Annotated in this window: 19 protein-coding genes; 16 read left to right on the top strand and 3 right to left on the bottom strand. The window is 47.8% G+C overall.

Going from position 1 to position 23937, the window contains the following annotated elements:
- Positions 1 to 42: 42 nt before the first annotated feature.
- The 6 genes from KNQ04_RS14025 to ligA all read left to right on the top strand — a co-directional run bounded on the left by KNQ04_RS14025 (position 43) and on the right by ligA (position 7052).
- On the top strand, positions 43 to 357 hold the full coding sequence (locus tag KNQ04_RS14025) for a YerC/YecD family TrpR-related protein (RefSeq protein ID WP_029332595.1): 315 nt from the start codon (positions 43 to 45) through the stop codon (positions 355 to 357).
- 39 nt (positions 358 to 396) lie between these two features.
- A complete protein-coding gene (locus tag KNQ04_RS14020; protein WP_214851519.1) occupies positions 397 to 1776 on the top strand; it encodes a TrkH family potassium uptake protein in 1380 nt (459 codons plus the stop codon).
- A 12-nt stretch (positions 1777 to 1788) separates the two neighbouring features.
- Positions 1789 to 2013 carry a hypothetical protein gene (locus KNQ04_RS14015; protein WP_214851517.1) on the top strand — a complete coding sequence of 75 codons (225 nt, stop codon included), beginning with the start codon at positions 1789 to 1791 and terminating at the stop codon, positions 2011 to 2013.
- A 77-nt stretch (positions 2014 to 2090) separates the two neighbouring features.
- On the top strand, positions 2091 to 2774 hold the full coding sequence (gene pcrB / locus KNQ04_RS14010) for a heptaprenylglyceryl phosphate synthase (protein ID WP_353049733.1): 684 nt from the start codon (positions 2091 to 2093) through the stop codon (positions 2772 to 2774).
- A gap of 43 nt (positions 2775 to 2817) precedes the next feature.
- Positions 2818 to 5043 (top strand): DNA helicase PcrA, encoded by a 2226-nt coding sequence (pcrA, locus tag KNQ04_RS14005; RefSeq protein ID WP_214851515.1) that lies wholly within the window; start codon positions 2818 to 2820, stop codon positions 5041 to 5043.
- A gap of 14 nt (positions 5044 to 5057) precedes the next feature.
- Positions 5058 to 7052 carry an NAD-dependent DNA ligase LigA gene (ligA, locus tag KNQ04_RS14000; RefSeq protein WP_214851513.1) on the top strand — a complete coding sequence of 665 codons (1995 nt, stop codon included), beginning with the start codon at positions 5058 to 5060 and terminating at the stop codon, positions 7050 to 7052.
- Positions 7053 to 7158: 106 nt separating this feature from the next.
- Here ligA and KNQ04_RS13995 read toward each other — a convergent pair whose 3' ends face one another.
- Complete coding sequence (locus KNQ04_RS13995) at positions 7159 to 7737, bottom strand: class D sortase (protein ID WP_214851511.1); 579 nt, start codon at positions 7735 to 7737, stop codon at positions 7159 to 7161.
- Positions 7738 to 7871: 134 nt separating this feature from the next.
- On the opposite strand from KNQ04_RS13995, the gene KNQ04_RS13990 reads away from it, so the two are divergent.
- The 3 genes from KNQ04_RS13990 (at position 7872) to KNQ04_RS13980 (ending at position 11551) form a co-directional block, all read left to right on the top strand.
- Positions 7872 to 9050 (top strand): CamS family sex pheromone protein, encoded by a 1179-nt coding sequence (locus KNQ04_RS13990; protein ID WP_214851509.1) that lies wholly within the window; start codon positions 7872 to 7874, stop codon positions 9048 to 9050.
- A gap of 464 nt (positions 9051 to 9514) precedes the next feature.
- Positions 9515 to 10369 (top strand): MurR/RpiR family transcriptional regulator, encoded by an 855-nt coding sequence (locus KNQ04_RS13985; RefSeq protein ID WP_214851507.1) that lies wholly within the window; start codon positions 9515 to 9517, stop codon positions 10367 to 10369.
- Between the two features lie 57 nt (positions 10370 to 10426).
- Entirely contained in the window at positions 10427 to 11551 is a 1125-nt protein-coding gene (locus KNQ04_RS13980; protein WP_214851536.1) for an amidohydrolase, read from the top strand.
- Between the two features lie 421 nt (positions 11552 to 11972).
- On the opposite strand, the gene KNQ04_RS13975 is transcribed toward KNQ04_RS13980, so the two are convergent.
- Entirely contained in the window at positions 11973 to 12164 is a 192-nt protein-coding gene (locus KNQ04_RS13975) for a YwbE family protein (protein WP_029332605.1), read from the bottom strand.
- Positions 12165 to 12359: 195 nt separating this feature from the next.
- On the opposite strand from KNQ04_RS13975, the gene KNQ04_RS13970 reads away from it, so the two are divergent.
- From KNQ04_RS13970 to glsA, 3 genes are all read left to right on the top strand, one after another.
- Complete coding sequence (locus tag KNQ04_RS13970) at positions 12360 to 13223, top strand: DnaJ C-terminal domain-containing protein (RefSeq protein WP_214851506.1); 864 nt, start codon at positions 12360 to 12362, stop codon at positions 13221 to 13223.
- Between the two features lie 6 nt (positions 13224 to 13229).
- Positions 13230 to 15803 carry an ATP-dependent chaperone ClpB gene (gene clpB / locus KNQ04_RS13965; RefSeq protein ID WP_214851505.1) on the top strand — a complete coding sequence of 858 codons (2574 nt, stop codon included), beginning with the start codon at positions 13230 to 13232 and terminating at the stop codon, positions 15801 to 15803.
- Positions 15804 to 15996: 193 nt separating this feature from the next.
- Complete coding sequence (gene glsA / locus KNQ04_RS13960) at positions 15997 to 16929, top strand: glutaminase A (protein WP_214851504.1); 933 nt, start codon at positions 15997 to 15999, stop codon at positions 16927 to 16929.
- Here glsA and KNQ04_RS13955 read toward each other — a convergent pair.
- Positions 16926 to 17708: a CHAD domain-containing protein gene (locus KNQ04_RS13955; protein ID WP_214851503.1), complete on the bottom strand. Its 783-nt coding sequence runs from the start codon at positions 17706 to 17708 to the stop codon at positions 16926 to 16928. The two genes, glsA and KNQ04_RS13955, sit on opposite strands and share 4 nt — an antisense overlap.
- A gap of 90 nt (positions 17709 to 17798) precedes the next feature.
- On the opposite strand from KNQ04_RS13955, the gene KNQ04_RS13950 reads away from it, so the two are divergent.
- The 4 genes from KNQ04_RS13950 (at position 17799) to nagB (ending at position 23782) form a co-directional block, all read left to right on the top strand.
- A complete protein-coding gene (locus tag KNQ04_RS13950; protein WP_214851502.1) occupies positions 17799 to 19154 on the top strand; it encodes an MATE family efflux transporter in 1356 nt (451 codons plus the stop codon).
- Positions 19151 to 21709 (top strand): bifunctional lysylphosphatidylglycerol flippase/synthetase MprF, encoded by a 2559-nt coding sequence (gene mprF, locus KNQ04_RS13945; RefSeq protein WP_214851501.1) that lies wholly within the window; start codon positions 19151 to 19153, stop codon positions 21707 to 21709. Before KNQ04_RS13950 ends, mprF begins: the two co-directional genes overlap by 4 nt.
- A 165-nt stretch (positions 21710 to 21874) precedes the next feature.
- Positions 21875 to 23011 carry an N-acetylglucosamine-6-phosphate deacetylase gene (nagA, locus tag KNQ04_RS13940; RefSeq protein WP_214851499.1) on the top strand — a complete coding sequence of 379 codons (1137 nt, stop codon included), beginning with the start codon at positions 21875 to 21877 and terminating at the stop codon, positions 23009 to 23011.
- 15 nt (positions 23012 to 23026) lie between these two features.
- Positions 23027 to 23782, top strand: a complete 756-nt coding sequence (gene nagB / locus KNQ04_RS13935) for a glucosamine-6-phosphate deaminase (protein WP_214851497.1) — start codon at positions 23027 to 23029, stop codon at positions 23780 to 23782.
- Positions 23783 to 23937: the final 155 nt, after the last annotated feature.

Below are 23937 nucleotides of genomic sequence, written 5' to 3'. Positions count from 1 at the left end.
TAAACTATTAAAGAGTGATTGAATGGGAAAGGAAGTTACAAGATGCAACTCGATAAATTACGAGGAAAAGAACTCGACCAGTTATTTACTGCCATCATGAAGATGGATTCATTAGAAGATTGTTATACGTTATTTGAAGACTTGGCGACGGTCAATGAGATCCAGGCACTTGCCCAACGCCTTGAAGTCGCGCGTCAACTACGTGAAGGAAACACGTACCATAAAATCGAAAAAGCGACAGGCGCATCGACAGCGACGATTTCACGTGTGAAACGTTGCTTGAACTATGGTTCTGGTGGTTACGATTTAGCACTCGCCCGTTTAGGATTGAAAGAAGAAACAGTAGCGGATAACTAATCGGTTATCCGCTGCTTTGATGAAGGAGGACGAATCTGGATGGATTTAGCGTTGCAACAAAAGATTCAGCACTTCATTCGAAAACTGACGCCGATCCAGTCGCTCGTCATCATCTATTTCGTTGCTGTCATCATTGGAATCATCTTATTAGGACTACCTTGGTCGACACGGGGGGACTACAACTGGGACTTTACGGACCTTGTGTTCATGGCAGTCAGTTGTGTCAGCGTCACCGGACTGACGACCGTTTCGGTTTCGGATACGTTTACGACATTCGGATATTTTATGATCATGCTGTTGGTACAGGTGAGTGGAATCGGTTTGATGTCGCTCCATATCGCGATGTGGGTCATTTTAGGGAAGCGGATTGGTTTTCGGGAACGCCAACTCGTCGTCCGTGACCAAAACCAGACGACGATGCAAGGCGTCGTCAAATACATTCGCGAGGTCATCTTAATCATTCTGTCGATTGAAATTATCGGAGCACTTATTTTAGGTCTATACTATACGAAATATTTTCCGACGCTTGGAGAAGCGATGTTGCAGGGCGTCTTCGGTTCAGTCAGTGCGACGACGAATGCCGGGTTTGACATAACGGGCGAGTCGCTGTTACCGTTTCGCGGAGATTTGTTTGTCGTGTTCATGCAAATCGTGTTATTGACGCTCGGGGCAATCGGTTTTCCTGTACTCGTCGAAGTCCGGCGGTATTTTGCGTACCGGGCGACACGGCAAGCAACACGGCAGCCGTATCATTTTTCGTTGTTTACGAAACTGACGGCATCGACGTTCTTCATCCTCGTTTTGTTTGGGACAGGCAGCTTACTGCTGTTTGAATGGAATCAGTCCTTTAAAGGGTTGCCGATTGATGAAAAGATCGTTGATGCCTTATTCCAGTCGGTCACGACACGAAATGGTGGATTGACGACGGTCGACATTACGACATTCTCGCAAGCCTCGATTTTTGTCTTATCGATTTTAATGTTCATCGGGGCATCGCCTTCTTCCGTCGGCGGCGGAATCAGGACAACGACGTTTGCCGTCGCGATTCTTAGTGTCGTCGCCTTCATTCGGGGCGAATTCGGGATCAAAATTTTCGGGCGGGAAATCGACCAATCGGACATCTGGAAAGCCTTTGTCGTCATCGTCGTCTCGACGGGTGTGACGATGATCGGTTTGATCGTCTTACTGATGTATGAAGATGCGCCATTTCTCGTCTTGTTCTTTGAAGCGTGTTCCGCATTCGGAACGACCGGGCTATCGCTCGGAATCACGAGTGATTTGTCGAATGTCGGCAAGTGGACGTTGTCGGTTTTAATGTTCATCGGACGAATCGGTGTCATCTCGTTTGTCTTACTGTTAAAAGCGAATCAACCAAAACGAAAATACAATTATCCGAAGGAGTCCGTCATTATCGGTTAAGGAGACGATCGTATGAGTCGTGCATTTTGGATTAATTTTGGTTACATCTTTGCTGTTCCGGCGTTGCCATTTTTGGCAATCGTCAACGGACGGGCACTCTGCTCGCCTGAATCATCGTTACTCGACGTCCCGGTGCTTGGTTTTTTTCTCACTGAGCCATGGGCTTTCGCTGTCCTCTATGGATTTTTAGCACTCGGACTTGCGGCACTCTTGACGAAACGACGCACAACGACTTGACCTATCTCGCCCTGCGCGGGATGGGTTTTTGTTTTATACTGGGGAGAGATGAACAAGATAGGAAGGATGGGACAAACGTGTTACTACCGTATGATGAATGGCGGCATGTCTTTAAACTAGATCCAGCAAAAGAAATCGAGGAGACGACGCTTGAAGCAATCGCAACTTCTGGGACGGATGCGATCATCGTCGGGGGAACCGATGATATCACGCTTGACGCGACACTTGATTTACTGATGCGTCTCCGAAGATACCCGGTTGCGGTCGCCCTCGAAATTTCTGAACTTGAAGCGGCGACGATGGGGTTTGATACGTATTTGACTCCGAGTGTCTTAAATAGTGGTACGCTAGAATATCTGGTCGAAAAACAGGTCGAGGCCTTACAAGAAGTCGGGCACATGCTTGCCCATGCCGATTTAGTCGGAGAAGGCTACATCGTCTTGAACCCGGAGGCGAAGGTCGCGCGTGTCACAAAAGCAAAAGTACTGCAGGACGAACAAGTCGTCGCCTACGCCCAGCTCGCGGACAGTGTGTTCCGTCTGCCAATCGTCTATCTTGAATACAGTGGCATCTATGGTAACCCGGAAGTCGTCGCAGCCGTCAAGGATGTTGTCCGCCAGGCACGACTGTTTTACGGGGGCGGAATCGATTCCGTCGAACGGGCTCGGGAAATGTTCCGTTACGCCGATACAATCGTCGTCGGAAATGTCATTTATGAGGATTTAAAAGCAGCACTTGCGACAGTAGAAGCAACACGATAAAATATAAGAACAAAAGTTCGGAAAAAAGAAATGAGGCTATTACATGTTTAATTTAAGTGAACAGCTCGTGAGCGGATTAAACCCGGAGCAGGCAAAAGCGGTCAAGCATACGGACGGTCCTTTGCTGATCATGGCGGGAGCTGGTTCGGGTAAGACACGTGTGTTAACACACCGCGTCGCCTACTTGATGGCAGAAAAACAAGTCGCACCATGGAATATTTTAGCGATTACCTTTACGAATAAAGCGGCCCGGGAAATGCGGGACCGGATCGGCCGTTTAGTCGGCGGTGTCGCAAACGATATCTGGGTCTCGACATTCCACTCGATGTGTGTCCGAATGTTGCGCCGGGATATCGACAAGCTCGGTTACGACCGGAACTTTACAATCCTTGATTCAAGTGATCAGCAGTCGGCGCTTAAATTGGTCTTGAAAGAACAGAACCTTGATCCGAAAAAATGGGATCCCCGGTCGATGCTCTCGATCATTTCAAGTCAAAAAAATGAACTGCGGAGTGCCGAGTTTTATGCCTCGATCGTGACGAATCCGTATGAAAAAACAGTTGCTGAAATTTACAAAGGATATGAAGCCGTCTTACGCCGCAACAATGCGCTCGACTTCGATGACTTAATTGGGAAGACGACAGAGCTGTTCAAACAAGCACCGGATGTCCTCGCCTTCTATCAAAAGAAATTCCGTTATATCCACGTCGATGAGTATCAAGATACGAACAAAGCCCAATATGATCTCGTTAACTTATTGGCGGCAGCACACCAAAACCTCTGTGTCGTCGGTGACTCCGATCAGTCGATTTATCGCTGGCGCGGTGCCGATATCGCGAACATCCTATCGTTCGAAGAAGATTATCCGACAGCCCGTGTCATCTTGCTCGAACAAAACTACCGTTCGTCAAAACGTATTCTTGATGCGGCGAACCATGTCATCAAAAACAACAGTACACGGAAAGATAAAAAGCTCTGGACGGAAAATCTTGAAGGGGAGAAATTGATTATCCACACGGCGGAAAATGAGCGGGAAGAAGCCTTTTATATCGTTCAAGAAATTCGCAACTCGCTTCGTTACGGGATGAAGCTCAACGATATCGCGATTCTTTACCGGACGAATGCCCAGTCCCGTGCGATTGAGGAAACGTTGCTGAAATCAAACGTACCGTACAAGATGATTGGCGGGACGAAGTTCTACGACCGAAAAGAAATCAAGGATGTCCTGGCCTATCTCCGCCTGATTTCGAACCCGAACGAGGATTTATCCTTTGCCCGAATCGTCAATGAACCAAAACGTGGAATCGGGGCGACGACGATCGATAAATTGCGTGATTTCGCCGATCTTCAGGGCGTGTCCTTGATGGATGCGATTCGTGATATCGAATTGTCGAATATCGCGCCAAAGACGGCAGCTAAATTGACTGATTTCCGGACGATGGTCATGGGATTACGCCAGATGCAGGAATTCATCAGTATCTCGGAGCTCGTCGAGGAAGTTCTTGAAAAATCAGGCTATCGTCAAGTCTTAAAAGAAGACAAGACGCTCGAAGCGCAAAGCCGCCTTGAAAACATCAATGAGTTCATTACCGTCGCTCAAAACTTCGAGAAGGAAACAGAAGGGGAAGATCCGGAAGACCGGACGATCATCGCCTTCTTGACCGACTTGACACTCGTCGCGGATGTCGATTCGCTTGATGAAACGGATCCGGGTGAGCAAGTCACGTTGATGACGTTGCACTCGGCGAAAGGGCTCGAGTTCCCAGTCGTCTTCCTGATCGGAATGGAAGAAGGTCTGTTCCCACACAGCCGTTCACTGCAAGATGAAGACGAGATGGAAGAAGAACGCCGTCTGGCCTACGTCGGAATCACGCGTGCAGAAAAACGACTCTATCTTTCACATGCACGGATGCGCTCATTATACGGACGGACAAATGCGAACCTAGAATCACGGTTCTTAGCCGAATTACCGGAAGAAGTCATCGAACGGACCGGTAAAAAACCAAAACCGCTCCCATGGGAAGATCGTCCGGTTCCTCAAGGGAAAGCCGTCATCGGGCGTTCAGTCACAAAACCAACAGCGATGAAAACGTCTGGTGCCGAGTCACTTGGCTGGAATGTCGGCGATAAGGCAGAACACGGGAAGTGGGGACAAGGCACGGTCGTCCAAACACGTGGTTCAGGTGACAGCTTAGAAATCGATATTGCGTTCCCGGAAGTCGGGATTAAACGGTTGCTTGCGAAATTCGCACCGATCAAAAAGGTATGAGTGGGGGCGTCAAGATGGAAGATCAGGCACGAATCGAAGCATTACGCCAAAAACTAAATCAATACAGCTATGAATATTACGTCAAAGACCAGCCGACTGTCCCGGATAGTACGTATGATCAATTGTTACGGGAACTGACCGAACTGGAAACGGCGCACCCCGAGTGGATTACGGCGGATTCTCCGACCCAGCGTGTCGGAGCAGCACCGCTCGAAGCATTCGAAAAGGTGACGCACGATTTACCGATGCTCTCACTCGGCAACGTCTTCGACGAAACGGAAATCCGGGAATGGGTCGAGCGGATTGAACGGTCGCTCGGTCGTGCGACGACGTATGTCGCAGAGTTGAAGTTCGACGGACTCGCGATTTCTTTAAAGTATGAAGACGGACTACTCGTTCGTGGGGCGACACGAGGTGACGGGACAGTTGGGGAGAACATTACGCAAAACTTACGAACGATTAAAGCGTTACCGTTGCGTCTCCGTGAGCAGGAGACAGTTGAAGTTCGCGGCGAAGCCTATATGCCGAAGCAATCGTTCGAACGTTTAAATCAAGAACGGGCGGAACGTGAAGAAGCATTGTTCGCCAATCCGCGAAATGCAGCAGCCGGTAGTTTGCGGCAGCTCGACTCATCGATTACGGCGTCACGTAATTTATCGTTATTCGTCTACGGTGTCGGCGTCAATACACTGACGGCGCGCTCCCATAGTGAAGCGATGGAACAACTGGCGGAGCTCGGCTTGCCGATTAATAAAGAAATGAAAAAATGTCAGACGGTAGAAGATATTTTAGCATTCATCACGCACTGGACGGCAGAACGGGCGACGCTGCCGTACGAAATCGATGGCATCGTGCTCAAGGTCGATCGTTATGACGACCAGGAAGAACTCGGATTCACGGCGAAGAGTCCACGATTTGCGACCGCCTATAAATTTGCGGCTGAAGAAGTGATGACGACCGTCGAAGAAGTTGACTTCAGTGTCGGACGGACCGGGAAAGTAACGCCGCGCGCCCGGTTCGCACCGGTCGTCGTTGCCGGTTCGACCGTCAGTTATGCGACGTTACACAACTCGGACTTCATCACCGAAAAAGATATCCGCCTGCACGATCAAGTCATCATCAAAAAAGCAGGGGACGTCATTCCAGCTGTCGTCAGTGTCGTCGTTTCAGAACGAACGGGAGCAGAACAACCGATTGAATTCCCGAAACACTGTCCCGCCTGTCAATCGGAACTCGTCCGCCTCGAAGGTGAAGTCGACGTGCGCTGTGTCAGCCCGGAATGTCCCGCCCAGTTGACGGAAGGCATCATTCACTTCGTTTCGCGGCAAGCGATGAACATCGATGGACTTGGTGAAAAAGTTGTCCGTCAATTATATGAACATCAAGCGATTCGGACGGTTGCTGATTTGTATCGTCTCGATCGTGACGAACTCTTGACCTATGAACGGATGGGAGAAACGTCAGTCGATAAGTTACTGACGGCAATCGAGGCGTCGAAACAAAATTCACTCGAACGCCTTGTTTTTGGTCTTGGCATTCGGCTCGTCGGTCAAAAAGCAGCGTATTTACTCGCAGAACGGTTTGACACGTTAACGGGAATTGCCCAGGCAAGTTACGATGAAATCGTCGCCATCGACGGAGTTGGCAGTAAGATTGCCGACTCGATTGCGCAATATTTTGAGCACCCGGAAGCCCAGGCGTTGATTCAGGATTTAGCTTCGCTTGGACTGAACCAACAGTTCCTTGGTCAACGGATTGATCAATCGAATGCACCGTTCTCTGGGAAAACGATTGTTTTGACCGGGACATTGGAATCGTTAAAACGTTCGGAAGCTGGAAAGCGTCTCGAATTACTGGGGGCGGACGTGACGGGGAGCGTCAGTAAAAAAACCGACATCTTAGTGGCAGGTGAAAAAGCCGGATCGAAGTTAACGAAGGCAGAATCACTTGGAATTGAGATTTGGGATGAAGCACGGTTACTGGAAGAACTGGCACAACACGAGGGCTGATTTACAATAAACGATTCAAAGTAGGAGACACGCTTAAAAAAATCCGATTGATTCTTCTTTTGAAAAGAATCAATCGGATTTTTGAATTTTAGATGAGCACACAAGCTCAATCAAGGATTTCTGTTTTAATCAAGACACCTTGTTTGATTAACCGGTTCGTCGCCGTTTCGGGTGGATCACAGGTGATGAGGGTAATCATCGGTTGCTTGACGTGTTGCTCGAGAACGGAGAGATCGGTCGGTTTGACGAGTTTTGACGTGTCCATGCGGTACGTATAACGATGGTCTTTCGTCGTGACGATAACGTCGGCACCTGCTTTAAGTTGCGGCAGTTGATTGAAATGAAGCCCCTTCGTAAAGCTGCGGTGTCCTGCTAAGGCGTAATTGCCTTTGCCCGGCGCCCCGGTTTTTTCGAGATGGCCAATGCTACGGTCAAGAATTTTTATCGAAGCGCCCTCTAAGATGACTTGTTCGAAGTCGAGCGACGGAATCGTCAAGAGGGAGCTCCCTGCTGTCGCGACTGGAGCGGGTGTTTCTTTTGCATCGACCGTCCGGAGACTTTTTTTCCATTGCTGTTTTAAGTCTGCGGTAGCCGTTTGTTTTTGATAGGTGGTCCAGGTAGGCCAAAGTATGACCAGAATGCCCGTTAACAATAGAATAAGACCAATGACTTGTCGCCGTTTCATGGAAGATTGTCCTTTCGCGTGTCGGAAAGGCACGCAGTACTTTTTGAAAAGTAGGGGAAAACTAGACCTTCCCCGATTGAAAACGATTCTGTTATGATAGAGAGAACGATTCAAAAACATGGGGTGCGATGAGAATGAAATATAGAAAAATAGCAGCGTTGACGTTGACGAGTACACTATTCTTAGGTGCTTGTTCGATGGATCTGTCACAAAAAAGTGATACGAAGGAAGTCATTACAGAAAGTGAACAAGGCAAGGAAGTCCAGGCGGTTGTCAGTCCGGCAATCGATACGACGGATTCGTATTATCGAACCGTTTTACCATTTCGACCGAGCGTCGCCCGCGGGATGACACAAAAACGAGTCAGTTCACGGCTCGAGTTGGATGAAATCGAGACAGGGCTGATGCGCCATTCGACACAGTTCTTTGACCCGGAAAAATATTATTACCAAGAAGGTCAACTACTCGAAGCCGATAAAATTGCGACCTGGTTACTTCGAAAAGGAAAAGCAGATACGAGTGGGAGTGATCCAGAAGGATTGAACCCGGCGTATACGTCCGGAAAATCATATAAAGAAAAAAATCAAAAGTCTCCTTTGATTTTATCGCACATCTTAGAGCAAGACTACATGCTTGAGGAAGATAAAAAACTCGAACTAGGTGGGACATCGATTGCGTTAGTCTTAAATAGTGAGTATGTGTTCCAAGACGAGAACTATGGTCCGACCTATACCGTGAAACTCGATCAGAAAAAAGTCATCGAGCAAGGGAAGAAGATGGCGAATGAACTCGTCCAGAAGATGCGGAAGACGGACGGGATGAAGACAACACCGATTCATGTCGCACTCTACTTGCAAGAGAAGGAAGGTTCACCGGTGTCAGGTCACTATCTTTCATCGGCTTTCATCGGTCGTGGGAACCAAATCAGTTCAAATGACTGGAAGAACTACGATGAAAAATATTACTACTATCCATCTTCAGCAGCAACGAATGATGTCCGGGATGATGCCGCGAAATTCGACTTATTCAAAGATCGTCTCGAAGACTACTTCCCGAACTACACGGGGATGATGGGCGAAGGATTTTACCAAGAAGGCGAATTGAAGAAACTCGAAATTAAAATTCCGGTCCAGTTTTATGGAAAAGCAGAACTTGTCGCCTTCATCCAATATGTGACGTATCTGCTTGAGAACCGTTGGGAGTATAACCGGAACGTCCCGACGACAATTACGGTCACGAACTTAAACGGGGATACAGAAGCGATGTTATTCCTTGAACCCGATACGAAAAAACCAATCGTTAAAATTCGTTGATAACGTTTTTCTTGTAAGCTGAAGGATCCATGCAAATGGGTCTTTCAGACTGTAGACAACGTGCTATCGGGAGATCAGGCGTCTTTTTTCGTTGCTTTCCTCGGGTGAGGCGCAAGCCGTTGCTCCTTGGTCCTCACGGACAAAGAGCAGGGTCTTGCCTGCCTCTGAAAGTGCGTTAAAAACGCACTTTTCCCGTAGGAGTCAACGAGACGTGACGCTTTTTAGGTAATACCGTGAGGGAAAACTGCGCATGCAGACGGTTTAGAGCACAATCCGTATCGATATCGCATGTTCACGCTTCATAAACGTTTGTATTCATGCTAAAGGATCCATGCAAATGGGTCCTTTTTATTATGATTAAATTTTGTGATATGACAATTAATTTGAAATTAAGTTTCATAAAATGTACACTAAATGTATAACGTGAAAGCGGATTCTAAAAAGACGTCAAAGGAGCGGATGGAATGAAAGGTGGTATCTTTTCACAAATTGAAGCGGTACGTGAGGAATTGCCGTCCTCCTCCAGAAAAGTAGCAGATTTTGTCCTCGCACATATGAATGAGATCGCGGGGATGACGATTCATCATCTAGCAGAAGAGTCGGGTGCAAGTGCTGCTGCTGTCGTTCGTTTTTGCCGAGCACTCGGTCTGAAGGGATACCCCGAGTTACGGATGCGGATTTCTGCCGATACGGCACGAACGGACTTAAAAGGCTATCATGATATTGAAGAAAATGAACGTCCGGCAGACTTGATTGAAAAGACGCTTAGCAATAGTATGCAAGCCTTACAAGATACGGCAAAGCAATTAAGTGATGTACGGGTTGCAGAAGCGATACAAGCCCTTGATCGAGCACGAGCCATCTACTTTTACGGAATCGGTGCATCGAACGTCGTTGCTCTTGATGCCGCTCAAAAGTGGACGCGCGTCGGTAAGTTATCGATTCAGGAATCGGATCAACACCTCTTGGCGACGATTCTTGCTAATGCCAGTCCGGAAGATGTCTTTTTTGCGATTTCTTACAGTGGTGAAACGGAAGAGGTCGTCGAACTGATGCGTCTGGCAAAAATTAAAGGGTTGAAAATCATTAGCCTGACCCGATTCGGGGATAATCGAATCAGTCAATTGGCGGATATTGCTTTATGGACATCGCGTGCGCCGGAAGCGCCACTCCGGAGTGCTGCACTGAGCTCACGGTTAGCTCAATTATTTGCGATTGATGTCCTGTTCTTATCTTATGCAGCAGTTCACTATACAGATACCATCGAACGACTTGAGTACACACGGGAAAGTGTGAAGATGTTGCACGCAAAAAAATAAGGGGGCTACACAGTGGATCAGTCGATAGCGAGTCGGATTGAACAACTATTTCCGGAAATGGTCGAACGGAGACGATATTTACACCAACATCCTGAACTATCTTTCCACGAAGTAGAGACACCACGTTATATCGCAAGCCGTTTAAAAGAACTTGGCGTCGAAGTCCGGACGGGTGTCGGGGGACGAGGTGTCGTCGGAACGATTCGAGGTGGTAAACCAGGTAAGACGGTTGCATTGCGGGCAGACTTCGATGCTTTACCGATTCAAGATGAAAAAGATGTCGCTTATCGATCGACTGTACCTGGTGTCATGCATGCATGTGGTCATGATGGTCATACGGCGACGTTACTTGCTGTCGCAGAAATTCTCGTCAGCCAAAAAGAACACCTGACGGGGAATGTCGTTTTGATTCATCAGCACGCAGAAGAAGTTGTACCGGGCGGAGCACGTGAGATGATTGCTGACGGATGTCTTGAAGGAGTCGATGTTATTTTCGGAACACATCTCTGGTCGACGACAACACTTGGAACGATTGGGACACGGGTTGGTCCCGTCATGGCGGCGGCAGATAAATTTGAACTGACGTTATTCGGTCGTGGTGGACATGGGGCGAAACCACATGAAACGATTGATGCCGTAGTGCTCGGGGCAACTATCGTCAAAGAACTGCAGAGCATCGTCAGCCGGAGGCTCGATCCCCTGCAGCAAGCAGTCTTAACGATTGGAACCCTTCATGCAGGGAATACATTCAACGTCATCGCCGATCGCGCTCAACTGACAGGAACCGTCCGGACGTTCGATGAAACGGTCGCGCAAAAAATCGTCGCGGAGATGGAGCGGACGATTCAAGGGATTTGTGACGCGGCAGGTGCGACGTATACGTTCCGATATGAAACTGGGTATCCGGCCGTCATCAATGATAAAGTTGAGACGCGGTTTTTAGAAGACGTTGCCCGCGACGTGATGGGAGAAAAAAACGTATTTGAGATTGATCCGACAATGGGCGGTGAAGATTTTGCCTATTACCTGAAGGAGGTCCCGGGAACGTTCTTCTTTACCGGTGCAGGGGATGCTTCACACTATCCACACCATCATCCACGCTTTGACTTTGAAGAGCGGGCGATGGTGGATGCGGCGAAGATATTAGTTGAGGCGACTTTACGTTATTTAGCGACACGGTAATCGAAAAAAGGCGTTCCACGATGGGAACGCCTTAGGCTGTAGACAAAATGCCATCGGGAGATCAAGCGTCTTTTTTCGTTGCTTTCCTCGGGCGAGGCGCAAGCCGTTGCTCCTTCGTCCTAACGGACAACGAGCAGGGTCTTGCCTGCCTCTGAAAGTGCGTTAAAGACGCACTTTTCCCCGCAGGAGTCAACGAAACGTGACGCTTTTTAGGTAATACTATGACGGAAAGCCGGTCATGCAGACGGTTTAGGGCGCAATCAGTCTTGCATCGCTTTAAAGACGAGGTGAGACAGGGAAGCGCGACTGGATTATCTCTCGTTATCGCACGTTCACGCTCCATAAGCGTTTGTCTACACGCTGAGGCGTTCCACGATGGGAACGCCTTTTTATCTATCTAAATTAGGCGAGAGTACTCCCATTAGAGAATTTCTTGGACACGACCGACTTGACCATCTTCAAGGCGTACTTTAATACCGTGCGGGTGGTTCGGTGATTTCGTCAACAAATCTTTGACGATCCCTTCCGTCCGTTTCCCTGTGCGCTGATCCTGTTTTAAGACGATGCTGACACGTAGTCCAGGTTTGACGTCTGCACGTTTTTTTCCATCCATTTTTTCATCGCTCCTTTGTGTGAATAACTATGGATATCAGTATAGCATGAGTCTACTGATGAAACTTGTTTGAAGAAAATCCGTACAGTGAAAAGATGAAGAGAAGTCTCAAAAAAAGTTTGACTATATTTGACCAATTGACGATTCGATTTTATAATTAAGATACAGAAGTAATACGTGAAGGAGTGAAATGAGATGGCGAAAGATTATTATCGTACGCTTGGTGTCGAAAAATCGGCAACGAACCAAGAAATCAAGCGGGCATACCGAAAACTTGCGAAACAATTCCACCCGGATGTCAATAAAGAAGCGAGTGCAGACCGTCGCTTCAAAGATATTCAAGAGGCATTCGATGTCCTTGGCGATGAAGAGAAACGGAAGCAATATGACCGGTACGGCAGTGATTATGAACGCATGGCCGGTGCGGGTCCAGGGCAATCAGCAGACTATGAAGACATTTTCCGTCAATATAACCGACGTCAATCGCGACCGACGGGTGGCGGTCAGTCCTTTGGATTTGAAGACATGTTCGGTTCATTTTTTAATCAAGAAGAAGAATCGACAGATGAAGAGCTTGAATTAACAGTTCCGCTTAGTCACCTCAGTACAAACGAAAAAGTAACGATTCGTCTAGCTTCAGGAACGATTCAGATGAGTCTTCCGAAAGATGTTTATGAGGGTAAAAAAGTTCGGTTGCGCGGAAAAAGTTCGATGCGTAACAGAAGTGGGGTGGCGGGAGATGTCTACGTGACGATTCATCTCAAGGACGACGACCGCTTCCGTCGACACGAACATGATGTCATCTCGACAGTTCGTGTGTATCCGACGACGTTCGTCCTAGGTGGCGAGGTCATCGCCGATACGCTTGAAGGAAAACGAATCAAGTTAAAAGTCAAGCCAGGGACGAAGCCGGGTGCACGACTTCGCATTCCGAATCGTGGTTTAAGTAATCAAGAAGGGCATCGTGGTGCGTTGCTTGTGCAACTTGAAGTGAAGTTACCTGATATGGATGCAGCGTTTTATGAAGAATGGGAAAATCAATTATCAGTAAAGGAGTAATGCGAAATGGACTTTGAAAAACTAACGGATCGTGCTCATGAGGCAATCGTATCAGCACAAGCGATTGCGAAACAACGGCGGCATAGTGAAATTACGGAGTGGCATTTATTACTCGCTTTAATCGCGCAAGAAGAAGGGATTGCCCGGATTGTCTTTGAAAAACTCGATCAGCGGATTGATCAGATGGAGCAGGCCATTAATCAAGCGATCGAAAAATTACCGGCACTCGCTCAAGTTTCGACACCACGGATCAGCAGTTCTTTACTAAACGTGCTGACGGAAGCGGAAACAGAAGCCCGCTTGATGCAAGATGAATACGTTTCGGTCGAGCACCTCTTACTCGCACTTTCAAAACAATCGAGCCCGGCCACTCAATATTTACGGGGGCAAGGTGTGACGGAAGAGACATTACGCGAAGCAATTATTGAGATGCGTGGTAACCGGAAAGTGACGACTAAAAATCCTGAAGCGACATTCGATGTCTTAAAAAAATATGGACGGGATCTTGTCGCTGATTTTCGGTCAGGCAAAACGGACCCGGTCATCGGTCGGGATGATGAAATTCGCCGCGTCATCCGGATACTCAGCCGAAAAACAAAAAACAATCCCGTTCTGATTGGGGAGCCTGGTGTCGGGAAGACGGCAATCGTTGAAGGACTCGCCCAACGTATCGTACGTGGTGATGTACCGGAGAGCTTAAAAAACAAACAGTTGTTTAGCTTAGATATGAGTACGCTCGTCGCCGGCGCAAAGTACCGCGGTGAATTTGAGGAACGTTTGCAAGCGGTCTTAAATGAAGTCAAGGAAGCAGAAGGGCAAATTCTTCTCTTCATCGATGAGTTGCATACGATTGTCGGAGCCGGAAAAACAGAAGGGGCAATGGACGCGGGGAACATGCTCAAGCCGATGCTTGCCCGTGGTGAGTTGCACTGTATCGGGGCGACGACGCTCGATGAGTATCGAAAATATATTGAAAAAGATCCTGCACTCGAACGCCGGTTCCAACAAGTCCTCGTCGCAGAACCGGACGTCGAAGATACGATTTCGATTTTGCGTGGATTAAAAGAACGGTTCGAAATTCACCACGGTGTCAGAATCCATGATAATGCACTTGTCGCAGCAGCCATTCTCTCCGATCGCTATATTACGGACCGCTTCATGCCGGACAAAGCGATTGATTTAGTCGATGAAGCCTGCGCGATGATTCGGACGGATATGGAATCGATGCCGGCAGAACTTGATTCCCTCGTTCGCCGGGTCATGCAACTTGAGATTGAAGAGGCCGCGCTTAAAAAAGAAACAGATGAGGCCTCGCGTAAACGCCTGGAGGCGCTTCAACAAGAATTGAGTTCGGCGCGTGAAGATGAGAGTGCGCTACGGACACGGTGGGAACATGAAAAAGAAAGTTCGCAAGGTGTCCAACAACTGCGGGCAGATCTCGAAAAAGCAAAACTTGCCTTACAAGAAGCAGAAGGGCGGTATGACTTAAATACAGCCTCTGAAATCAAATATGGTCAGATACCAGAACTTGAGAATCGCTTACACGCAGCAGAAGAATCGGCAGAACATGTCTCGCATGAGTTAGTCCGCGAAGCCGTCACGGATGAAGAAATCTCTGACATCGTTTCGAAATGGACGGGGATTCCGGTCACTCGTCTCGCGCAAGGCGAACGGGAGAAATTATTATATTTAGAAGACACGTTGCATAAACGGGTCTTCGGCCAAGATGAGGCGGTCCGGCTTGTGTCTGACGCAGTAATCCGGGCACGGGCGGGAATCAAGGACCCGAATCGTCCAATCGGTTCGTTCCTTTTCCTCGGTCCGACAGGTGTCGGGAAAACCGAGCTTGCGAAAGCACTGGCGGCAGCGATGTTCGATAGTGAAGATCACATCATCCGGATTGATATGTCGGAATACATGGAGAAACACAATGTGTCCCGTCTCGTCGGTGCGCCTCCGGGTTACGTCGGATATGAAGAGGGCGGACAATTGACAGAAGCGGTCCGCCGCAGTCCGTACTCGGTTCTCTTATTCGATGAAATCGAAAAAGCGCATGGCGATGTCTTCAATATTTTACTTCAACTGCTTGACGATGGTCGTTTGACGGACGCCCAAGGACGTGTCGTCGATTTTAAAAATACGATTGTCATCATGACGTCGAATATCGGAGCGAACATTTTGTTGGAAGCTGCAAAAGATGGTTACATTGATGCAGCCGAAGAAGAAGCCGTTCGTCAAGAATTAAAAAACCATTTCCGGCCCGAATTCCTGAACCGGATTGATGACACGATTTTATTCCATCCATTACACCGCGCAGAAATCGAGCGGATCATCGATAAAGCGGTCGCGAAGATGGCAGATCGTTTATCAGGTCGGGAAATTACGATCGATGTGACAGAAGCCGCGAAGACCTTGATTTTCGATGAGGCCTTTGAACCACAGTACGGCGCCCGTCCAATCAACCGTTATATCCAACGGACGATTGAAACCAAACTGGCACGGGCGTTGATTAGCGGGGCGATCCAAGATGGTTCGCACGTCGCGATTGACGCAGAAGACACAGAACTCGTCATTCGTTGATGGAATATCAGTATGTTAAAAAATCTGAACGTCGTCGAAATTCGAACCATGAATCTCAGCGGTGTTCGGATTTTTTTGTCGTTTTCCGGTAACGCCGCTTGTGCTTCTTCCTTTCAGCAACAAAACTACGCCCGACCATATCTCGTTCTGACAAAGCATGATAAGCTATAAAAAAACAGGAAGAGGGAAGTTCATGAACGTGACACAACAACAACTAGAAGAATTAATTGATGAATGTCGTCCCTATACGGTACTCGGCCAGGTCGCGAGTTATATCCCGGAGCTTGCGAAGTCAGAACCGACCCAACTCGGAATCGCAGTGTGTAATGCCGATGGGACATTCGTGTCTGCTGGTGAAGCGGACACTTTGTTTACGTTACAAAGTGTCTCTAAGATTATTACACTCGCATTCGTGCTCGAAACGTTTGGTGAGGACTACGTCTTTTCAAAAGTCGGGATGGAGCCGACAGGTGACGCCTTCAACTCGATTGCGAAACTCGAGGAAACGATTCCGACAAAACCACTCAACCCGATGATCAATGCTGGAGCGCTTGCTGTGACAAGCATGTTGCCGGGTGAAGATGCAGCAGATAAACTGCTCAAACTGCGTGAGTTCATCGCAAGTCTGCTTGATATTGACGTTGAGATGGTCAAATATGACGCTGAAGTCGCAAAATCGGAATTCGAAACGACGGATTTGAACCGAGCGTTACTCTATTTCATGCGCTACCATGGAGTCATCGAAGGGAACGTCGAAGAAATCATCGATGTCTATACAAAACAGTGTGCGATTTTGACGAACTGTAAGGGCCTTGCGATGATGGGGAAAATCTTAAGCCAGTCCGGAAAAACACCAGCCGGACATCAAGTCATCTCTCGCCGGAACGCCCGTATCATCCGCGCCATCATGACGACGTGTGGCATGTATGATGCGTCAGGTGAATTTTCTGTCCAAGTCGGTCTCCCGGGGAAAAGTGGTGTCTCCGGTGCCATCGTTGCCTGTGGACGAAGTGATTTCGACATGGCGGATCTCGGTATCGGTATTTTTGGACCGGCGCTCGATTTAAAAGGGAACTCAATCGCGGGAACAAAGATGCTTGAACTGCTCGTTCAGCGGCACCCTTAATCGAGCGAAAATTGTTCCAACGCAGTTGTTAATGCTTGTTCGAGGCGCGCGATTTCTTTTGCCCGTTTCGATTGGTATTCGTCGGGTGCAGTGAATGCCCGCCACCGTTCGAGCCGGTTGTACGTATCGTTGATTTGGCCGAGCTGTGTTTGGACACGCTTGAGACGGTCGACAGTCGACTTTGGAATATCAGTATACGGACGCAAGTATTCTAGTGTATAGCGATAGTATTTTGTCGCAAGGCGTAATTCGTGCATCTTTTGGATTCTTTTTTGTCCTTCTGTATGGTGCACTTTTTCGTATTTTTGTGCTTTTTTTTCAAATCGTTTTTTCGCATCGGTCAGGAGCTCCTGTTCATCGATGCGTTTTAATCGCTTGGTCAGCGGTCCGGCTAAAAAACGACGAACCGATTTATCGAGTTCGCTTGAAATGAGCAGATGCATCGTTTCAAGTAACGTCGCCCGTTTTCCTTGAAGCTGAAGAGCGAGATGTTCCGCAAAGAGTTGCTCGACGGGTGACGTGACGGACTGTTGTTCGAGCTGGACATCTAAATCACGTACTTCACCAAATGCCCGCATCAGGCGGCGCCAAATGAGATAAACCGGTTCGTCTGTTTCGCCGACAAGGGTGGCGAATGTAATCAACTTTCGAAGACGGATTCTTGCTTGATGGACATCTTCAGGATTTTTGAATTGTTGGGCTTCTTTTGCATAATGATTGAATGTCGACCACGTTTCGAGTAATTCGAACGTTAAATTTTCAAGATCGCGATGATTCATGTGAATCCCTCCTCGCATAGTTTGCGTAGAACAACGTAGTGAAAAAGATTAAAATAGAGCTGAATGTTAGCTTTGGAATGTGGTGAAGTCATGTTAGAAACGTTTTCGTTATCCGGAAAGATTCGGCAATTCATGAAGATTTTCTTTCCGATTTTAGTAACACAGGTCGCTTTTTATTTAATCAGCTTTTTTGATACGGTCATGGCCGGTCGATATGGCTCAGCTGACTTAGCAGGTGTCGGTGTCGGAGCTAGCTTGTGGGCACCTGTCTATACGGGTCTGACGGGTATTTTATTAGCCGTCGCACCGCTCGTATCGCAAGCGATGGGAGCGAGGAAAGAACGTGAAGTCAAACGAATTGTCGTTCAAGCACTTTATGTGTCGCTCCTCATCATCGTCGTTACGTTGTTACTTGGATTGTTACTCGTTAATCCGATTTTGAACCAAATGGAGTTATCGGGTGAAGCACGTCGCGTGGCGCGCGTCTATCTGATCATGCTCGGATTCGGCATCATTCCGATGTTTCTCTTTTTCGTTCTCCGAACACTCGTCGATTCACTCGGTAAATCGAATATTACGATGGTATTGTTATTATTCTCTTTACCCATTAATGTCGCTTTCAATTATCTCTTTATCTTCGGGAAGTTTGGTTTCCCGGAATTAGGTGGTGTCGGGGCAGGCGTCGCGACAGCGATTACGTATTGGTTGTTATGTCTCGCAATCATTGGTGTTGTCTTAAAAGGCGAGTTGTTTCAACGGCTCGGGATCTTACGACGCTTTTATAAACCGGATTTCGGTCGGATTAAGGAGCTCGTGTTGTTAGGGGCACCGATCGGTCTGGCGATTTTTTCAGAAGTCAGTATTTTCTCCGCGGTCACATTGTTGCTTGGTGCGTACGGAGATGTCGTCATCGGCGCCTATCAAGCGGCAATCAACTTTGCGTCCTTCGTCTACATGATTCCACTATCGGCTGCATCAGCGCTTACGATTACAGTCGGCTACGAAGTCGGGGCGAAGCGGGTCAAAGACGCCGTCCAGTACATTGGGATCGGATTGACGCTTTGTTTAGCGGTCTCGCTCTTTTCAGGTGGATTGTTGTACGTCCAAAATGACCGGATTGCGGCACTCTATAGTAATGACCCGGAAGTCATTCAGCTCGCGGCGCATTTTATGATTTTGGCGATTTTCTTTCAGTTGTCGGATGCCGTCGCTGCACCGACACAAGGGGCATTACGTGGTTTTAAAGACGTCAATGTCACATTCATGTTGACGATTGCCGCCTACTGGGTCATCGGTTTACCTCTTGGATTTTACCTGGAGCGCTTCACGACACTCGGGCCGGACGGCTACTGGTGGGGGCTAATCATCGGTCTTGCAGTCGGTGCGACATTATTGCTCTTACGGTTAATTTATCTTGCCAAAAAAACACGGGAGGTTGCTGAATGAAGTTCACTAAACAGCGAATGATAACAGTGGCGAAGGTTATTTTACCGATCGCCCTGATTCTATTCATTTTTTATCAAGGACAAAATGAATTAAAAAGCCTCTCGCTCAATGAATCAATTAAAGCGATTCAACAAATCCCCTCATGGAAGTTCGTTTTATTAATTGGTGCAGGTCTGCTTGCAGTTGCGACGATGTTTTTTTATGATGTCGTACTGTTACGGTCCGTCGAAGTCAAAGTACCACTCGGACTAATTTTTCGAACGTCTTGGATTGCGAACTCCTTTAACGGAATCATCGGGTTCGGGGGTCTTGCCGGAATCGGTGTCAGGACGGCACTTTATCGCCCGTTCGTCGAAGGAACACGGCTATTAAAAGCAATCGGCTGGATGGCACCGACATTGATTAGTGGTCTGTCGATTTTGTCAGCGTTATCATTGTTAAATATTTTTCCGGCGTTTGAAGTATTAGACTTAAAAAAATGGCTTTGGCCCGTCATCATCGGCGTCGCCTTATTTTTTCCATTGTACCTGTTGTTTACGTTCCGACGTGGGGCGAGCAGCATTCGTCCGACATCGATTGCCTTGTATTCACTCGTCTCACTCGTTGAGTGGTTCAGTGCCGGCGTCGTCGTTTACCTGATTTTGCATGCACTCGGGACCGAGGTCAGTTTCGCGAAAGTCATGGGCGTCTTCATCATCGCTGCGACGGCAGGATTGATTTCGATGGTGCCTGGTGGATTCGGTTCGTTTGATTTAGTCTTTTTGATTGGGATGCAACGGGCAGGCGTCGTCGAAGGAAGTGTCTTGACCGGGTTGTTAATTTATCGCCTTGTCTATTACTTGATTCCATTCATGATTGGCCTTGTCTTTTCAGCCCGTGAATTCAGCGGACCGGTCGTTAAAATGATTGAGGATAAGCCGATTGTTGGTCCCTCCGTTGAAGTAGGCGGTGTCATCTGGCGCTTACAGCTTCGTTTTTTAAGTAAAGTCCGACATTTTGCCTTAGCCTTAATTACATTACTGTCAGGTATTGCGATTTGGGCACTTGCGATTTTACCGCCGGTCTCGACGCAATACGAGTATTTAGAAGCCCGTCTGCCGCATGAACTTTTGTTGCTCGGAAATAGCTTTTTCTTGATGGGAGGATTGTTGTTCGTCCTCTTATCTCCGTCGCTCTATAGACGGACAAAACGTTCATTATATATGATTTATGGCGCATCAGTCTTTGCCTTGATCGGGATGGCACTTCGGGGGTTTAACTTGATTTCACTTTCGGCTGTATTAATTGTCATCGTCCTGCTCGTCGTCTCGAAAAAATCATTCCACCGCGAGCGGACACTGATTACGACGACACGTTTGATTCGGGCATGTTTCGTCGGATTTTTATACATCGGAAGTTTTGTTTTCTTCGGCTATACGTTTTATACATTAGGATCGGCAGAAGGAACGGAAGTATATCCTTCCCATGAGATTTTTATGTTCGGAATAAGTGCGACGATCTTCATGCTCGTTTATACACTCGTCTTCATCCGCTTATTCAATACGTTTAATCTGCACGTCCTCGGGGAGCGTTTTGATGAAACAAAAGTGCGCCAAACGCTAGTCGAACATGGTGGAAATTACTTAAGTCATTTAGCGTTTCTAGGAGACAAACGGTTCTACTTCTCCGAGTCGGGTCAATCGTTCCTTCAATTCAGTCAGACAGGAAACCGGATTATCGTCTTAGGTGATCCGAGTGGAAATCCGGCAGAACATTCGCAATTGATCGGGACATTTTTACGACGTGTCGAAGATTTGGGATATATCCCGAATATCTATCAAATTCAAGCACAAAACATGTCGCTTTATCATGACTTTGGCTTTAACTTCTTTAAGTTAGGGGAAGAAGCAATCGTCGATATGACGACGTTTACCGTTTCAGGTAAGAAACGGGCCGGATTACGGTCAATCAAAAATCGGTTTGAACGGGAAGGAATGACATTCGAAGTCATCGAGCCGCCGTTTTCGGAGGCGTTATTGGAATCGTTACGTGAAGTATCCGACGACTGGCTCGGGGATAAAGCCGAAAAAGGCTTCTCCCTCGGCTACTTTAGTCCCTCCTACTTAAATCAAGCTCCACTCGGAATCATGCGTGACGCAAATGGCGAGTTGCTGGGCTTTATGAGCTTCATGCCGGCGTATCAAGATGGTGTCTTGTCGGTTGATTTGATGCGTTTTCGCCCGGACGGACCAAACGGAATCATGGATGCGATGTTCATCCGGTTATTTGATTATGCGAAAGAAGAAGGGTACCATACGTTCAATATGGGAATGGCACCACTATCTGCCGTTGGTGAAGATGAAACATCGTTTTGGCAAGAGCGGGTCGCAGCGGATGTCTTCAATAACATTCGCTACATGTACAGCTTCACCGGTCTTCGGCGTTATAAAGAAAAATATGATCCGAAGTGGGAAGGACGTTATTTGGCATACCGCAAACGGCAATCGTTACCAATCGCCATATTAAAGGCGACGCGTCTTATTTCAAAAAAGAAAGACCGTGTTTTGTTACCGTAAGACTAAGGATTATCGATTCACGATTCAGGGAAGATTCCAATGCATATGTGGAATCTTCTTTTTTTATTTATCAAATGTATAAAGGTCTATACAACTAGATTTAAGAGCGGTATACTACACATAGAGAGACGGTTTTTTGTGTCAACCAGGAAAGGGAGCGAGAAGATGACTGTCATCATCAATGCAAAAATCTATACAGGAAAAACTGTCATCGAACAGGGATTTGTCCGCTTTGACGAAGTCATTCACGATATCGGTGACATGACGACCTATACAGAAGGACAGGAATCAGTGATTGATTTAGCCGGAAAACAACTAATCCCAGGAATGATTGATGTTCATATTCATGGGGGATATGACGTCGACACGATGGATGCGGATGCAGAAGGATTAGTTCACCTTAGTCAAGCGATGTTAGCAGAAGGCGTCACATCCTTTTTTGCGACGACGATCACACAAGAATGGAGTCACATCACGCAAGCCCTTGAAGTGGCACGGCAAGTGATTGAAAGCGGGCGGACGACGATTGAAGGGATTCATCTCGAGGGACCGTTCATCAATCCGGATTACGCAGGAGCACAGCCGCTCCGTTATATCGTTGAGCCAAACGTCGAACAGTTTTTGAAGTGGCAAGAGGCCGCCGGCGGAACGATTAAGCTCGTCACCTATGCGCCAGAACGACCTGGGGCACGTGCATTCGAGGAAGCTGTCCGCCTGACAGGTGCAATCCCGTCAGCGGGACATACCGATGCGACGTTCGAACAAAATGCAGCAGGACATGTCACGCACGGAACACATGTATACAATCAAATGCGGGCACTGCATCACCGTGAACCGGGCACAGTCGGCTACTGCTTACTTAATCAGGAGCTTCGGGCAGAAATCATTCCGGACGGGATTCACAGCGCAAAAGAAATGGTCGATTTTGCTTATCGGATGAAGGGGGCAACCCGATTGACGGTCATCACGGACGCGATGCGTGCCAAAGGTTTGGTGGACGGGCAATACGAACTTGGTGGGCAGGCAGTCGAAGTGAAGGACGGGGCAGCACGACTGGCAAGCGGAAATTTAGCCGGAAGTGTCTTGACGATGGATCAGGCGTTACGCAACATCATCGACTTCACGGGCTGTTCACTCGAAGACGCTGTCCAAATGACTTCCGTCAATCAAGCAGAAGAATTTGGTCTGACGAAAAAAGGTGTGCTTGAGATTGGAAAAGATGCAGATTTTGTTGTCTTAGATGACGCGCTTGCTGTCGAACAAACGATTCACCGAGGAACGGTTCATACCTTTACCAACTGAAAGGAGTCCTTTTCAATGAAATGGATGATTGTAGAAAAAGCAGAGGAATTGGCACAAGTGACTTACCAACTTCTAAAAAATGAAATCGAGCGGCAGGACGGAAACTTGACGATTGGACTGGCGACAGGAAGCTCGCCCCTCGGCGTATACGAAGAATGGCGGAAGGATTCGCTCGATTGTTCAAACGTCACGACGGTCAACCTAGACGAGTACATCGGACTGAGTCCGGAACACCCGCAAAGCTACCACACCTTCATGAAGACACACCTGTTTGATGCGGTCACGTTTAAACAATCCTATCTTCCGATTGGTGACACGGACGATGCCAATCAAGAAAGTGAACGGTATGAGCGGCTCGTTCGGGAGCTCGGAGTAGATCTTCAACTGCTCGGGATCGGTTCGAATGGTCACATTGCGTTTAATGAGCCCGGAACATCGTTTGATGCGACGACTCATGTGACAGAACTGACGGAATCGACACGCGAAGCGAACCAACGCTTTTTCGATCAACTAGAAGATGTGCCATCCCATGCCATCACGATGGGATTAAGTACAATCATGGAAGCGAAAAAGATTCTCCTCGTAGCGTCGAGTGCCCGAAAAGCGGAAGCAGTCCGGGATATGATGGAGGGACCGGCGACGATTGACTGTCCGGCCACGATTTTACAGCGCCATGCGGACGTCATGATTGTCTTGGACGAAGAGGCGGCGTCATTGTTGTCTGAAGAAGCCAAGCGGACGGGACGCGCAGCTTACGAAAATTTCAAATAAACAGTAAACGCCGATGACGCCGTATGAAAACGGGAGCATCGGCGTTTTGATTTGTATGCGAGGCGGAACGGTCCGTCATAAGATACGTCATGACTCAGGCGCTCACTTCGCCTTAATCAAATCGTAAATTGACATTTCAGTAAATGTAGGGATAA

The sequence above is a fragment of the Exiguobacterium sp. s193 genome, from assembly GCF_018618755.1.
GTDB lineage: Bacteria > Bacillota > Bacilli > Exiguobacteriales > Exiguobacteriaceae > Exiguobacterium_A.
The sequence above is the reverse complement of the archived record's forward strand: the minus strand, read 5'-3'. Positions and strand labels throughout refer to the sequence as shown.